This is a genomic window from Microcystis sp. LEGE 00066, assembly GCF_015207925.1.
Classification (GTDB): Bacteria; Cyanobacteriota; Cyanobacteriia; order Cyanobacteriales; family Microcystaceae; genus Microcystis; species Microcystis ichthyoblabe_A.
This window is the reverse complement of sequence record NZ_JADEVX010000100.1, coordinates 1-16,121: the sequence shown is the minus strand read 5'-3', so window position 1 is coordinate 16,121 and position 16,121 is coordinate 1. Positions and strand designations below refer to the sequence as shown.

General features: G+C 43.2%; 10 protein-coding genes. 4 read left to right on the top strand and 6 right to left on the bottom strand.

Going from position 1 to position 16,121, the window contains the following annotated elements; translation table 11 throughout:
• Positions 1 to 230: 230 nt before the first annotated feature.
• From IQ224_RS14445 to IQ224_RS14420, 6 genes are all read right to left on the bottom strand, one after another.
• A complete protein-coding gene (locus IQ224_RS14445; RefSeq protein WP_194033124.1) occupies positions 231 to 1,976 on the bottom strand; it encodes a diflavin flavoprotein in 1,746 nt (581 codons plus the stop codon).
• Between the two features lie 155 nt (positions 1,977 to 2,131).
• Positions 2,132 to 2,632 (bottom strand): phosphate-starvation-inducible PsiE family protein, encoded by a 501-nt coding sequence (locus tag IQ224_RS14440; RefSeq protein ID WP_002769278.1) that lies wholly within the window; start codon positions 2,630 to 2,632, stop codon positions 2,132 to 2,134.
• Between the two features lie 135 nt (positions 2,633 to 2,767).
• Complete coding sequence (locus tag IQ224_RS14435; RefSeq protein WP_194033123.1) at positions 2,768 to 4,492, bottom strand: diflavin flavoprotein; 1,725 nt, start codon at positions 4,490 to 4,492, stop codon at positions 2,768 to 2,770.
• Positions 4,493 to 4,899: 407 nt separating this feature from the next.
• Positions 4,900 to 9,291 (bottom strand): Calx-beta domain-containing protein, encoded by a 4,392-nt coding sequence (locus IQ224_RS14430; RefSeq protein WP_194033122.1) that lies wholly within the window; start codon positions 9,289 to 9,291, stop codon positions 4,900 to 4,902.
• Between the two features lie 135 nt (positions 9,292 to 9,426).
• Positions 9,427 to 10,422: an Rpn family recombination-promoting nuclease/putative transposase gene (locus tag IQ224_RS14425; protein ID WP_002744400.1), complete on the bottom strand. Its 996-nt coding sequence runs from the start codon at positions 10,420 to 10,422 to the stop codon at positions 9,427 to 9,429.
• 48 nt (positions 10,423 to 10,470) lie between these two features.
• Positions 10,471 to 11,475, bottom strand: coding sequence for a DUF4351 domain-containing protein (locus IQ224_RS14420; RefSeq protein WP_194033121.1), 1,005 nt, complete (start codon positions 11,473 to 11,475; stop codon positions 10,471 to 10,473).
• A gap of 384 nt (positions 11,476 to 11,859) precedes the next feature.
• Between IQ224_RS14420 and hoxE the strand changes: the two genes are divergently transcribed.
• From hoxE to yvcK, 4 genes are all read left to right on the top strand, one after another.
• Positions 11,860 to 12,369 (top strand): bidirectional hydrogenase complex protein HoxE, encoded by a 510-nt coding sequence (hoxE, locus tag IQ224_RS14415; protein WP_002744404.1) that lies wholly within the window; start codon positions 11,860 to 11,862, stop codon positions 12,367 to 12,369.
• Between the two features lie 28 nt (positions 12,370 to 12,397).
• Positions 12,398 to 14,005, top strand: a complete 1,608-nt coding sequence (nuoF, locus tag IQ224_RS14410; protein ID WP_002786849.1) for an NADH-quinone oxidoreductase subunit NuoF — start codon at positions 12,398 to 12,400, stop codon at positions 14,003 to 14,005.
• 122 nt (positions 14,006 to 14,127) lie between these two features.
• Positions 14,128 to 14,613: a Tic20 family protein gene (locus IQ224_RS14405; protein WP_002744408.1), complete on the top strand. Its 486-nt coding sequence runs from the start codon at positions 14,128 to 14,130 to the stop codon at positions 14,611 to 14,613.
• Between the two features lie 73 nt (positions 14,614 to 14,686).
• Positions 14,687 to 16,060 carry a gluconeogenesis factor YvcK family protein gene (gene yvcK / locus IQ224_RS14400; RefSeq protein ID WP_194033120.1) on the top strand — a complete coding sequence of 458 codons (1,374 nt, stop codon included), beginning with the start codon at positions 14,687 to 14,689 and terminating at the stop codon, positions 16,058 to 16,060.
• Positions 16,061 to 16,121 lie beyond the last annotated feature (61 nt).

Genomic DNA, 16,121 nt, shown 5'->3' with positions numbered 1-16,121 from the left:
GGGTTTCTTGGGTAATCGGTGGGGATTGATTAGCTTGGTCAGAAGCTGGACATCCCACCAACAATAAAGCGACACTCCCCACCGATAGGATTAGCGGCAATTTTTTCATGGGGAAACAAAGACAAAATGGCCCGGTCGGACAGCCTTAGATAATAACATAACATTCGTTTCCCAGAAATCTAGGCTGATTATACGGGGAAAGTCAGGAACTTTGCCCCGTTAGTCCAGTTTTAATACTGACTACCGGATTTGCGATGACCGATGGCGGTGACACCGTTACCATCCAAAACTTGACCCCGCTCGACCGTGGCATAGACTAACCAGCGATCGCCGCAGAGTTGTCGCTCTTTGACCGTACACTCTAGATAGGCGAGACTTTCGCTTAAAATCAGACAGCCATTTTCCCCGACTTGGGTTTCTAATTCCGTAAAGACATCGCTGCCGGATTTGATGCAATTGGAAAAATGGCGGCGTAAATTGCGCCCTTCCTTGAGAATATTCAAGGTAAAGGCGGTTCCGGAGTTAATTAGGCGATCGGCGGCTTGTTCGTCAGCAACGGCGATAATTAGCCCCGGGGGGTTAAAACTGGCTTGGGATACCCAAGAGGTCAAGAAACCAGCATGATCCTCGCCCTGACGAGTGGTGAGAACAGAAAGGGAACCGACGATCCGACCAACGGCCTGGGCAGTGCGATCGATTTGTGTTTCGGTCATTCCCTGTTGGGGAACCCGCAATTTTTTGGTTTTTTTCAAGGTCTGGGCAAAAGTTTCTCCGGCTGAATAACCTGCTTGTAAACTGCTTTCTGTGGGGCTAAAACGCACGCGCAAAGACTCAAAACCGAGGCGATAATTGGCATCTTTGAGTTTAGTTTCAATTAAATCTACCGCTTCCCCACTCCAACCGTAGGAACCAAAAACCCCGGCTAATTTAGTTTTTGCTGCCGTGGAAAGAACGATTCCTAAAGCGGTTTGAATCTGGGTAGGAGCGTGACCAGCTAAGGTGGGAGAACCGATAATAAATCCGTCACAATTTTTGATCGCTTGACTAATTTCGGCGGGGGTGGCAAACTCACAATTGATTGATTCTACGGCCAGATCATTTTCCAATAATCCTCGTTCGATCGAGCGGGCCAGGGTGGCAGTATTTCCGTAGGCAGAAGCATATAATAAAGCCACTTGTAGGGGTCGAGTTTTTTGTTCTTGACACCAATAGCGATAATCGTGGGCAAGACGACTAAGACTATAACGAATTATCGGACCGTGGGCGGGTGCATAATATTGGGCAGGAAATTCTTTAATTTTGTCGAGGGCTGTTTCTACTGTTTTAGATTGCACGGCATGGAGACAATCAAAATAATAACGACGATCTGCGTCTAATTCTTTCCAATTTTTATCCCAAATATCGTCACTGCACAGATGCACACTAAAGAATTTATCGCTGTATAAAATTTGGGTTTTTTGGTCAAAAGTGCAGATTCCATCAGGCCAGCGCGGCGTAGGAACATTAATAAAACTGAGTCGATGACCTTGCCCCAAATCAAGGATTTCATCGGTTCGTATGCCCAAAATTTGGGCATCAGGCAAGGCATTTTTCAGGGTATTGACGGCAGCTTTAGAACAGAGGATGGTGATTTGATGGGTTTGGTCTAATAATGCCTTTAAAGTGACGATACGGTTGGGATTAACGTGACTGAGAATCAGATAATCGAGACGATGTAAGGGGACATATTGACGAATTTCTTCTAAATAAATTTCGGTGAAGGATTCTCCAGGAGGATCGATTAAGGCGGTTTTATCGCCCCAGATAAGATAGGAATTAGCCGTGGTTCCCCGTTGACGACCATATTCTATTTCAAATTTTAATCTGTCCCAAGTACGCGAGCGAAAAACCCAAGTTTGATCGGCAATTTCGGCGGTTTGAACATCGCGGGAGCGATTATTAATAGCAGGATTGGGAATTAAGGTAGTAGTGGTCATAGTTGTTAAGTTGGGTGTTGGGTGTTGGGTGTTGGGTTTTAGGGTTTTAGGGTTTTAGGGTTTTAGTTGAAATTACTCTATCTCCCCATTTACCTATTCCCCCATTTACCTATCCCCTTCTAACTGATAACTGATAACTGATAACTGATAACTGATTAAGTTTTGCTGTTTATTTCAGTTAATTCTTTAACTAAATGTTGACGATAACGCTCCGAAACTTTTTGTTCGGGATCGATACCTTCAAAGGTGGGAGGAAGCCAAACTCTTAACACCATTAATGTGCCGAGAACTATTAGAAAAGCACAGGCGGCTAATACTTGTGTCCAATTAGTTTCTAGGACTCCTCTGACAATTAATTCTCGCAAAACCGAGACGATCGAAACTTCCACAGCAACACCGATAGAAACTCGTTTTTCTTGCAAATAAATAATTAACAATCGGAACAATTCTACTAGAATTAAGAGGAATAAAATATCGGCGGTAATAATCCGAAATTGAATCGGTGGCAGCAGCGACATAAACATTTCTCTGACTTCTAACACCATGAAGCTAAATAAACCAATACAGAGAGAAATGACAATTAAATCTTGAATCATTTCTAAGACTTGTACTACTCTCACCATCATTGGGGAAGGTTTTTTAATTGGTTCGTACATTTTATTGCTCCTAAAATTGATAAAATTTGGTGTTAGGAAAGTGGGGAAGTAGGGTGATGGGAAGAATAAATAAAAATAATCTCCTGCCTCCTGATAACTGATAACTGATAACTGATAACTGTTAACTGTTAACTGTTAATAATGGTTGCCAACTTTGCGATGATGGACAGCAGTTAAGGTATCTAAACGGGCAACTCGTCCGCTATTAACGGTACAATAAACTACCCAATGATCGCCGCAATCTAAACGACTGGTGACTTGACATTCTATATAAGCTAAGGCATCGGCTAAAATTGGTGATCCATTGTTAGCAGTGTAGGTTTTAATGCCTTCAAAACGATTGGCACCGGGAGAGAAACGCTTGAGGAAATGTTTCATTAATTTCTGGTAATTATCCTCAGCTAAAACATTTAAAACAAAGGTATCGGTAGGCTGTAAAAAGGATACCATTGCTCGATCTTTAGCCACTGCAATCGCCACACCTAAAGGATTTAAACTTGCTTGTGTCACCCAAGAGGCAATCATGGCACTAGATAAATCGGCTTTTTGGGAAGTAATTAGGTATAATCCGGTGCTAATACGTCCTAGAGCCTTTTCTAAGTCGTTATTAATCGATTTAATTTGTTTAATTGTTTTTTCTCGGCTTAACCATTGGCCGAGTTCGGTTCCTGCTTCATCGGCAATTAAATCGAGGGATTGATTGGTATTGTCTTTAACTAAAAGAGGAGGAAAAGCTTCGATCGCCCCGATTTCCTGTAATTTATTTCTTAAGGGGAAAATTGGTTCATCTTCCCCACCTCCTGACTCAAATAATCCTACCGCTTGTTTGCCATTGATTGAAGCAATAATCGTGCTTAAAATCGTCTGGTTAATCGGGGAAGATTGGGGAGGCATTCCGACGATAACTCCCTTAGATTGATTGATCAATTCTCTGACTTCGTGGGGATCAGCATTATTCATATCGACTAATTCTGTCACCACATCATTTTTATTCAAACCCTGACTAATCATAGTAGCTAAATGTTCGCTTTGTCCGTAATCTTGGGTAAAAAATACAGTCACTAAAGTATCAGCAGAAGTTTGTTCTTGACTCCAAGTTTGATAGCGTCCCACCCAATCAGAAATATGGTGTTTTAATAGGGGGCCGTGACCGGTGGCAATGAGATTAATCTCAAATTTCTCGATCCTTTTAATTGCCCCTAAAACCGAACGAGCATTCGGTCGCATCAGACAGTCATAATAGGTTTGAAAATCGCCTTCTAGCAGGTCTTTTTCTCGATCATAGGTTTGATCGTCACAAAAGTGCATTCCGAAGGCATCACAGGTAAAAAGGGTGGCAGTTTTAGCATCAAAAGTGAAGATAGTATCAGGCCAATGAAGATTAGGGGCCGCAACAAATTCTAAAACATGGCCATTACCTAAATCTAAAGTATCACCACTTTTAACTATTAACTGTTTAAAGGGTCTGTGTACCATGTTTTCGAGGAATTGCATGGCAACTTTTGCCCCCACCACGGTAACTTCTGGGACTAATTCTAAAACTTCTTTGACTAAACCACTGTGGTCGGGTTCGGTGTGACTGATAATTAAATAATCAAGATGATTGATGTTGATTAGTTTAGTTAATTCCTCCAGATAAAGGCGATCGAATTTGCGGTGAGATGTATCAATGAGAGCGGTTTTTTCCCCTTGAATAACAAAAGAGTTATAAGTGGTACCGTTTTCTAAACCAAATTCGATATCAAAGCGATCGCGGTCCCAATCCAAACAGCGCAGGGTAAAGGTATTTTCGGCGATTTCTTGGATTTGTGTGGTTAAACGGCTGGTTTTAGCGGGTTTTGGGGTGATTAAAGCAACCATAATTTCTATCTCCCACAGGATTTGATGCGGAACTGCATTTGCTTAATTCCTATGGTGACTTGCTTTCAGGGATTTGTAAAATACCAATTACTCAAGTCAATGATTAGTTAGATTTATATAACCTTTTCTCTATGGTTGCGGATATTAATTTGAGTGCTGGCCCTACCGAATCAAGACCTGAATACTGATTGTGCATCCTATCCACTGGTTGGCTTCGGTTTCACATACTGCACTTTTGCCTATTTGTCAAGCTTTTTACACAATTCTTAATATTTCCCTCGTTTTTGCTCTCTCGCTCTCCTGGGGTGTTTTGTTTTCGATGTCAGTCTATGGGTGAACCTGCAACCGTTAACACCAGTCCAGAAAAAGGGTTTCTCGAAGAAACCCTTTTTCTCTGTGTGGCTAGGTTAATTTATAAGTGCGAAATCAGCCGCTATCAGGGTAGGAACAGTCAACAAATTGGCAAATTCAGAGCCACTTCCTAAGCCAGCAGCACTACCATTTTGATTGTAGTAGATACTGCCACTACTGTTACTGTAAACGATAAAAGCACTGCTAGTGGCGACTAAATCATCGTCATCGACGCTGGCAAATTCAGCCGCTTGACTGAAGCCATTGCCAATGATACTTTGTAAAGCAGTAAAGATGGCTTTACTTAATACTATTTTATCGCTGCCGGGGGTGAAATCGCTGATGGCATCGATGCCTAAATTACTACTGTTGAAGATAAAATTATCGCTACCATTACCACCAGTAAGTAAATCATCGCCGGAACCACCAATTAAACTATCGTTTCCGTCTTGACCGGTTAATTGATCGTTGCCGCCACCACCAGTTAGAGTATTATTAAGGCTATTCCCAGTTAGTCGGTCATTACCGCTATCGCCAATAATATTTTCGATGGTGTTATTTGCGGAAAAAGTCAATCTTAGATTATTGGTGACGGCGGTTTGGTTTGTAGTAATCCCTAAGTTAACTCTTACTGCGGTATTTGTCCCAGTAAAGTCGAGGGTATCGATACCACCGGTGGTAGTTTCTTGGATGGTATCGCTTCCTAATGGGGTTGAAGCATTGAAACAGTAAATATCGTTACCATTAGCACCAGCGAGGATATTGTTACCGCTATTTCCGGTGATTTTATTGTCACCAGCGTTACCTGTACCGTTAATATTATTACTGCCAATTAGTCTGAGGTTTTCCACATTAGTGGGTAAGGTTCGAGTAATTGCGCTTTGTAGGGTGTCAGTAATAATTACTTGTCCAATTGCTTCGTCGGGATTGATGGTAGCATTAACCGGATTTGATAGGGTTACTATAAAGGCTTCATCAGGTTCATTAAGGTTATCATTGAGGATGGGAATGCTAATAGTAGCGGTAGAAGTATTAGGTGCAATGGTGAGGGTTCCTGTCTGGCTAGTGTAATCTACATTAGCGGTAGCGTTAATGGGTGTAGTGGTATAGTTGACAGTAATTGGTTGTGGATTGGGGTTATTGACAGTAACAGTGAGGATTGCACTACTATTTTGACCTTCCACCACGGTGATGTCGTTGATGGAGAGTTGCGAGGTGACAGTGCTATCATCATCGGTAATTGTCCCCGTGGCTGCGTTAGGAGTACCTACTGTATAACCTGTCCCAGAAGCAAGGGTTAAAATAACAGTTTCATCACTTTCTACTGTTGTGTCAGGAGTTGGGTCAACTGTTACAGTAGCAGTGGATGAACCAGCAGCAAAGGTGACACTGGTGGGAATAGAAGCGTAATCGGTTCCATTAGTAGCTGTCCCCCCAACTGTATAGTTAGCGGTTAAGGCGCTGGTAGTAGAACCGGTACGGGTGAAGGTATAAACTAAGTTGGTTGTCCCATCTTCGGTAACACTACTAGGAGCAACCGCAAGAGTAATACTGGGAAGGGTGGTGGGTTGACCGATGAATCCATCACCGTTAAAGTCTTGTTGGAAATTAGTTTCTTGGTTGAAAGCTTGGGTTGAGTTTAATCCCCACCCTCCCTGGGAAGATTGCCAATTCCAATTGCTATCTAAATTCCATATATATAGAAGGTTTTGTGATGTATTCCTCAAGAGGACTTGGTTAATTCCATTAACGGTTTCTGCGGCTAAGATTTGCCAAACAGGATAGGTATTTGTGGCAACATGAGTGGCACCGACTTTAATGGCGATGGGGTTATTATTGCCAATTTGAGCATAGAGTTTATTAGTCGCGTCTTGGACTAATTTGGTGTTACCGAAAGCTTCGATTGGGGTGACAATGGTAGCGGGGACATTCGTGATAGTTCCCGTCACTGGGGTGGTCGTACCTATTGTATAACCTGTTCCTGAAGCGAGGGTTAAAATAACAGTTTCATCGGGTTCAACTGTAGTATCAGCAGTGGGGTCAACGATTACAGTCGCGGTCGCTGAATTAGCGGCAAAGGTGACTGTATTGGTGGTCCCTGTACGAGTGTAGTCGGTATTGAGAGTAGCTGTCCCTCCGAGGGTGTAATTGACAGTTAAAGCATCAGTGGTTACTCCGGTACGGGTGAAGGTATAAACCAGATTTGTTGTCCCGTCTTCTGTCACACTTGCGGGAGAGACAGCAAGAGTAATACTGGGAAGAGTAGGACTAGAAACATAGCTAAAATAACTAGCAGTTAGACTTAATGCTGTTTGATTACTGATATAAGCAATCAGTTCATCTGCTTCGCTGCCTGGTTTGTTGATGTAGAGATTAGTAGTGGAACCAGAAACTGTTAAGAGATAGTCACTACTTGCACCTCGTAGTTGAATTGTATCATCAATCGTGCTAAAGTCGGCAATTTCCGCGTAGTCGCTAGTACCTTCAGTAGCTGTCAAACCGTCATCATAGAAGGTCTTTGTCGTATCTGCAAGGATAAAGCGATCGCTTCCTGAACCTCCTACTAAATAATCAGATTCTCCTGTACCGCTATTGGTTCCTTGTAGGGTGTCATTCCCATTACCACCATAAAGCTGATCATTATCAGCACCCCCATTGAGGACATCATTCCCATTCTCTCCATAAATGATGTCACTACCAGCATTACCTGAAATAGTATCGTTACCCTCTCTACCATACAAATATTCATAGTAACCGTAACCTACTGCTGTACCGCCAAAAATGACATCATTATAATCAGTTCCCTTAAACCCGTTAAAACTCTCAATCGAAGTAAAGGTATCAGTTTCCGTACCGACAGTAATCGTTCCACTCCCAGCGGTGTCGTAGGTCATGGTTAAACCACTACTACCATAGCTGTAGTCAGCAGCATAATTATCACTACCAGCACCACCATTTATCGTGTCATTATTGCCTTCATCGCCGGTAAAGTTATCATCTCCTGAATCACCATTGAGGAGATCATTACCATTACCACCATAAATGTTATCATTACCTACACCCCCATTGAGGACATCATTCCCATCTTCTCCATAAATGTAGTCATCACCAGCATTACCTGAAATAGTATCGTTACCACCTCCACCTTTGAGTTCCTCAACAGCTGTACCGCCAAAAATGACATCATTATACTCAGTTCCCTTAAACCCGTTAAAATTCTCAATCGAAGTAAAGGTATCAGTTTCTGTACCAACAGTAATCGTCCCACTCCCGGTAGCGGTATTGTAGGTCATGGTTAAACCGCTACTAGCATAGCTGTAGTCAGCCTCATAGCGATCAATCCCACTACCACCATTTATCGTGTCATTACCGTCCTCATTGGTAAAGTAATCATCTCCTGCATCACCATTGAGGAGATCATTCCCACTACCACCATAAAGTGCATCAGTATCAGCACCACCATTGAGGACATCATTCCCATCCTCTCCATAAATTCTGTCATTACCAGCATTACCTGAAATAGTATCGTTACCACTTCCACCTGAGAGAGCGCCCCAATATTCACTTGCTGTACCGCCAAAAATGACATCATTATACTCAGTTCCCTTAAACCCTTCAAAACTCTCAATCGAAGTAAAGGTATCAGTTTCTGTACCAACAGTAATCGTCCCACTCCCGGTAGTGGTATTGTAGGTCATGGTTAAACCACTACTAGCACTACTGTAGTCAACCTGATAGCGATCATCACCACTACCACCATTTATCGTGTCATTACCTGCATCGTTGGTAAAGTAATCATTTCCATCCCCACCGTTAAGAGAGTCATTACCATTACCTCCATAAATACTGTCGTTTCCCCCCAAACCACTTAAAGTATCATTGCCATCTAACCCAGAAATATTATCATCCCCAGATGTACCCGTAATATTATCATTCCCATTAGTCCCCGTAAAATCTGCCTGTTCTACTTGAATAATTTCCCCATTTATTATAATTGTCGCCTGGTCATTCTCTGCTCGTAAAGCGTCTAAGGTTGCCACATCCAGACTATTTCCCTGCACCAACTCCGCAAAAATTGCCCCCTCATCTCCCGCGCTATCCACCGGATTAATTTGAGCATCCACATAATGCCCAATTTCTTCTAAAATTACATTAATTATCGTTGCTGACGAAGCCGTATTTAAAAAAGATGCTGATAGATAAATCTTATTCTTACTACTGGAATATGCACCATTCGCAGTCCCCAAAACCTCATCACTGAGTACCTCAATCGGGGGAAGTTGACTAAAATTTCGACTTTGCCACTGTTGTCGTAATTGCGTCGCCTTAACCACATCATAACTTGTGCCAAAAGCAGTCTCTAAATTCGCCCAAAAACCATCAGATTGAGCGAAATTGAATAAAATATCGTCAACAGCAGGAATAATCGCCAAAAGAGAGAGAGTCATGACATTAACTGGAAAGGTTTATTGCTAATAGTTTTAGCCCAACAAGCGCGAATTTCTCAAGACCCTGTAACATAAATTAACATTTATTACAAGAAACCGGGTTTCTCAAAGGAACCCGTTTTCTAGATAGTTGTTCTAGGATTGGATTTTTGCCAAAGACTGCTTAAATTCTGCGAGAGAATTAGCGGTAGCTGCTAATTTAACAATCTCTTGTAATGTAGATAGTACCGAAACTTTATTCAGGTATTGTTCCACATCTAAAGGAACTTCACCTAAGCGAGCTTGCAAAACTGTTTTGACAAAATCACGAGCATTTTCTAACGCTCCAATTTCCTTACCAATTTCCTTACCAATTTCCTTACCGATTTCCTTACCCTGTTCTATTCCTCGTAACTCCATATTACTCATTAAAGGCATGGTTCTTTCCTCCTCAAATTGTTTAATTTTACTCTCTAAACTTGACTGTAATTCAGGGGATAAAGTCATCATATTGTCGATGATTTCAAACAGTTTAATTATCTGTTCCCTCTCGAACTCCTTTTCATATAATCCCCTGATTAACCTCCACTTCCACTGTTCCCGTTCCGGCAGCTTCCCAGTAGTCGCTTTTGTTTTCAGGTGTGCCATGACTATTATAGCAAAGGGATTGCTACTTGCTTCTAGTTCTGACCATCTTTCCTCATAGTCCAGTAATTTAACCGTTGGGAATTTGAGGCTGACTTCACAGCCGGCGATAGTATAATTATAGGAATCTGGTCGCCAATTTACTCGTTCATCTCCTAATATAGCGAGACTGATAACCGGTTTCTGATACAAATCAAAGGCCCGATAGTTATAAATATACATCCTCTGAGGGAAATTTTCTTCGTATTGGCTTTGAATTTCAATATGAATCAAAATCCAGACTTCTTCACCCCTGAGTAACCAGACTTTATAGAGTTTGTCAGCGAAACGTTTTTTTGTCTTTGCTGAAGCGGTAATCCGTTTGAGTTCTTTTTCTAGGGATTCGGGAGTTTTTGTCCAATCAATTAATTGGTGAACTTCAGGAAAAAAGAAGCTTAAAAACGCTTCAAAATACTCGCTTAATGCTTCTTTCCAGGGTTCATCATAATTAGCGGTTGTTTGGTTCATTATGACAATTTTAGTGGGTTGTTGTCAGAAGGCGATCGCTAACGTTAACTAAGCAGTTAAAGTATTTAACCAATTGATTAAATCTTCAACCGTAGAGAAGTCGAATAAAGCTTCTCCTAATACTTCAACATCATCAATACTTAACTCCATAATTTGAGTTTCTAATAAAGGATTAATCTCCCCTAACTTTCGTTTAAGTTGACGAAGAATCAATGTCTTTTCCCGTTCGATACCGCGTTCAATACCGCGTTCAATACCTTGTTCGATACCTTGTTCGATACCTTGTTCGATACCTTGTTCGATACCGCGTTCAATACCTAGTTCAATACCTTGACGCATCCAACTGGTGGTAATTTGCATAACTCCCTCCTGTACGGGTTGACTAAATGTGCTAATCTCTTCTTGGAATTGTATCTCTTCCACTGGATTTAGATTGAGATATGTATCAATAAATCCGGAAATTAATTGCATTCTCGCTGGATCTAACCTTAAAGTAATTAACAAGCGCAGACATTCCGCCTTCACCTTGGCTCGCTCTTTCTCGGCAATGTTCATCTTCGCCATCAAAGCTGAAGCAACCGGATTCGGTTGATTAAGAAAATCTCGCCAATTTAATCGATTTAACTGCACTACTTGATAATTAAATTCTAATACCTTAAAATCAGGAAAATCGACCACATACTGACTAATCGCTTCTCTTTTTGGCTTTGAATAAGAAAAAATTACAATCGGATAAATCGGTAGGACAAATTTCTCATGAAAGCGAGCAAAATAAGTAAACATTCGCCGGTTAAACCACTTGCGGGAACTTTCCTGCGCCTCGACATGAATCAGAAAAAAAGATTCTTTTCCGCGAAACTTAACTTGTGCGACTAAATCGCTTTCATACCTTTCTCCTTCCGTGACATCAGTAAATACTTCTTTGTCTAAAAAAGTAATCGAGTCCCTATCTAAATAATCCATCAATTCAGGAAAAAATAACTCGATAAATTCGACAAAAAAGGTGGAGATTAACTCCTTAAATAAGCGATCATGGTCAATATTATTAGTCATGTAATGTCATCTTAACTAATCTGAGCGATGAATGACTACTCTTATCTATTGTATTCTGAAAAGTCGCCTTTGGCAACATATTGTTATGACCTCATCCCTTTAACCTACGAGGAGAGGGGGATGCTTCCCGCAAAAAAACCATTGCTTCAGGGTGTTATAGTGTTGAGACAAGTGCAGCTTTTTACCCCATCTCCTAATCCCTGACTGATAACTGATTACTGGTCACTGATAACTGAATATCCCCCAATAACTAAAGGAAAGATAAAGTTATCGATCGCCCTCCGGAGCCAGTGTCAGAATAAAAGCAGGGAGATGACCAAGGAAAACCGACAACTCTCCATCTTTTTCCCGTCATCGCCCCTAAAATTTATTTGGTTCAGATTTATGCAAACTGCCAATCCTCCTCAAACGGAGAAAAAAGAGCATCCCAGTGGCGATAAACGCTTCAAAGTCCTCGACATCACCATGAAGCGAGCAGGATATAATCAATCAGCCCTGATTGAAGTCCTGCACAAGGCCCAAGAAGCTTTCGGATTCCTAGAAGAAGATGTTCTCCTCTATGTTGCCCGGGCGCTAAAACTGCCCCTCAGTCGCGTCTATGGGGTAGCAACCTTCTATCATCTCTTTTCCCTGAAACCGGCGGGAAAACACACCTGTATCGTCTGTATGGGGACCGCTTGTTATGTCAAAGGCAGCGGCAAAATCCTCGAAGACATCGAAAACAGCTTTGATGTCAAAGTGGGAGAAACCACCGCCGATGGAGAAATTTCCCTAGTGTCGGCCCGTTGTATCGGGGCCTGTGGGATTGCGCCGGCCGTGGTCTTCGATGGAGTCGTGGCCCCGAAACAAGATTCGGAAACTGTCTTAGCAAAACTAAAGAGTTTCTCCCAGTAATTTTTCACTTTAGTGGATTGAAAAAAATATGGACTTACAAGAATTATTGGCAGTGGCCGCAAAAGAAAAAGCTAGACAAAAAAGCATCCGGGTGCATTGTTGCACTTCCACCGGTTGTCAGGCTGCTAACTCCCTCCAAATCGAAAAAAACCTCGCCACTGCCGTCAAAGAGGCACACCTAGAGGATACAGTCGAAGTGGTGGGGGTCGGTTGTATGGGTTTTTGTGGTCGCGGTCCGTTAGTGGAAGTGGATCCCCAGGATCTCCTATACGAAGAAGTCACCCCGGAAAGTGCGGCCAGCATTATTGCGGCCTTAAACGGTGGCAAAACCGAGGTGCAATTAGGGGACTCAAAACATCCCTTTTTCTCCCATCAAGTCAAAATTGTCCGGGAAAATAGCGGTAAAATCGATCCCGATCGCATTGAGGAATATATCGCCGTCGGTGGTTATCAATCTCTCTACAAGGCCCTCTACGAGATGACTCCGGCCCAGGTGGTGGAGGAAATCACCAAAAGCGGTTTACGCGGCCGGGGTGGTGCCGGTTATCCCACCGGTTTAAAATGGGCGACGGTGGCTAAACAACCGGGTAAACAAAAATACGTTATCTGTAATGCTGATGAAGGGGATCCCGGGGCGTTTATGGACCGCAGTGTTTTGGAAAGTGACCCTCATTTAGTCCTGGAAGGAATGGCGATCGCTGCCTATGCCGTGGGGGCCGATCATGGTTATATCTATGTTAGAGCCGAATATCCCCTAGCGATCGATCGTCTGCAAAAAGCGATTAATCAGGCTAAAAAATTCGGTTTAATGGGTTCCCAAGTATTCGAATCCACTTTCGATTTTAAGGTGGATATCCGCATCGGAGCGGGAGCTTTTGTCTGTGGAGAGGAAACCGCTCTCATCCATTCCATCGAAGGCGGCCGCGGCACTCCTCGCACCCGTCCCCCCTATCCGGCCCAATCGGGTCTCGATGGTTGTCCCACCCTGATTAATAACGTCGAGTCCTACGCTAATATCGCCGCTATTATCCGCGAGGGGGCCGCTTGGTATGCCAATATCGGTACTGCCACCAGTAAAGGGACAAAAATCTTCGCTTTAACGGGAAAAATCAGCAATAATGGGCTGATTGAAGTGCCAATGGGCATTACTCTCCGGGAAATTGTCGAGGAGATGGGGGGTGGTGTTCCCGATGGTCAAGTAAAAGCGGTACAAACCGGCGGCCCCTCTGGGGGTTGTATTCCCGCTAATTTACTCGATACTCCCGTGGATTACGAATCCTTAGCCAAACTCGGTTCAATGATGGGATCCGGGGGTATGGTGGTTATGGATGATAGTACCAGTATGGTCAAAGTGGCGAAATTCTATATGGAATTCTGTCGCGAGGAGTCCTGTGGTAAATGTATCCCCTGTCGCACGGGAACAGTACAAATGTTTGAATTATTGGCCAAAATTATCGACGGAAAGGCCGATATTCACGACCTCGAAAACCTAGAACATCTCTGTCAGATGGTCAAAGAAACCAGTCTTTGTGGTCTTGGTCAAAGCGCTCCCAATCCGATTTTAAGTACCCTACAGTATTTTAAGGAGGAATATCTGGCTCTGTTACAGGAAACCAAGCACCCCGTCTCTGTTTGAGAATAACTCGATCGAGGTCCAAGAATCTTCGGCCTCGATCAATTTTTTCGGTTATGGGAAGTCTGGTGGGCTGCCGGGTTATCTTGAAGAGAGTTAGCAGTAGTCTCAGGAGACGATAGATTATGACTTGGCGCGGCTCAACCGATACAAAAGATCGCATTTTTGCAGCTTTAGTATATCTTTTACCCTTATATTCCGCTTTTGCCTTCGGTGACTCTATCTTCCAGCAAATCCCTTTTTTAGGAGCGGCCTTAGTAATAGTTTTAACTCCCTTAGCTTTTCTCTATAGTTCTCTGGGAACCTTTGGCAGTTTAATTATCTTTTTCGTCCTCTTTTTGGCCGTGGTACGCAATCCCCGCATTAGTCATTTTATCCGGTTTAACACCATGCAGGCGATTTTAATCGATATTTTGGTGTCTTTATTGGGATTGGTCTTAAAGTTCTTCGATGAGCGTTTAGGGGCGAATTTTGTGCTAGAAACTCTTTTTAACGTCGTCTTTTTGGGAGCATTTGCCGCCTGTGTTTACAGCATTATACAGTCGGTTATCGGCAAATACGCCGATATTCCCACAATTTCCGAAGCGGCCTATTCCCAGGTGGGAGGTTAGGTTAACTTGAGTTTGTCCCCTTTTTCGGCTACAGTCTCTCCAGAATCAATGCGTTCGCTGCCAGGCCACATCTATGAGTCCATTTAAACAAACGCTACGGGAACTCAACGCTCAGAAGGGGAAAATAGCCGCTTCTGTGGGCAGAAAAACGCCTAAACGGGTTAATCGTTGGTTTAAATGGCTTTCTCCCGGTCTTTTTGTCAAACGCTGGCTTTTAATCAGTTTAACCGGCGTTTTTCTCACCTCCTTCGGTTTGGCTATTTGGGTAAAATTAACCCCAGTTAATCGCTTTTTAGAGTTTGTTTCCCAAGCATTAGAAACTACCGCTCGTTTGGTCCCTAATTCTGTTTCTGGGCCGCTGGCGGTTTTGCTGGGTGTCTTTTTGTTATTCTGGGGTCAGAGTCGCACCGTCGAAACGATTACAGAAGCACTACAACCAGACGCATCGGAGGAATTAGTCGATCGCCTACGGGCCCATCGTCGTCTCCATCGCGGCCCAAAAATTGTGGCGATCGGTGGCGGTACGGGTTTATCGACGCTTTTACGCGGTTTAAAACAGTATAGTTCCAATATCACCGCTATTGTCACCGTAGCTGATGATGGCGGTTCTTCGGGCCGATTACGTCGGGAAATGGGCATTTTACCCCCGGGGGATATTCGCAATTGTATCGCCGCTTTAGCCGATGAGGAAAAGTTATTAACGGAATTGTTTCAATATCGCTTTCATACCGGGGATGGTTTATCGGGCCACAGTTTTGGTAATTTATTTATCAGCGCTATGACCGAGATTACCGGCGATCTGGAACAGGCGATCGATGCTAGTGCCAAAGTTTTGGCCATTCGCGGTAAAGTGCTACCTGCTACCCTTACCGATGTTAGTCTTTGGGCTAAGTTAGCCGATGGGCGCATTATTGAGGGAGAATCAAAGATAACCGAAGCTATGGGGCAAATTCGTCAGATTGGCTGTCATCCTGCCGATCCAGTCGCTTTACCGGCGGCTTTAGCGGCAATTAAGGAAGCAGATTATATTATCATCGGGCCGGGTAGTCTTTATACCAGTATTATCCCTAATTTGTTGGTTCCCGCAATTCGTCAGGCCCTAGCACAGGTGACAGTTCCCCGTGTCTATGTTTGTAATATTATGACCCAGCCGGGGGAAACGGATAATTATTCGGTGGCAGATCATTTGCGAGCGATCGAAGGAGTCTGCGAAGAACGCGTCTTTGACGCGGTTTTAGCCCAAAGAACTGCACCATCGCCCCAATCTCTACAATTATACGCCCAAGAGCATAGTCATCCTGTGTTTTTAGATCGCGAGGAAGTGGGAAAAATGGGTTATCGCATTGTTTTAGCGAATGTAATGGCAGAAGATGAAGTTACTGCCAAAGTTCGTCACGATCCCCAACGTTTAGCCCGAGTTTTATGGCGCTGGTATGCTAAAAAGTGAAACTTTGTTTTGGGTAGCCAGTCGTCAGAGGTTTCCTTCCCCACACCCCACACCCCACACC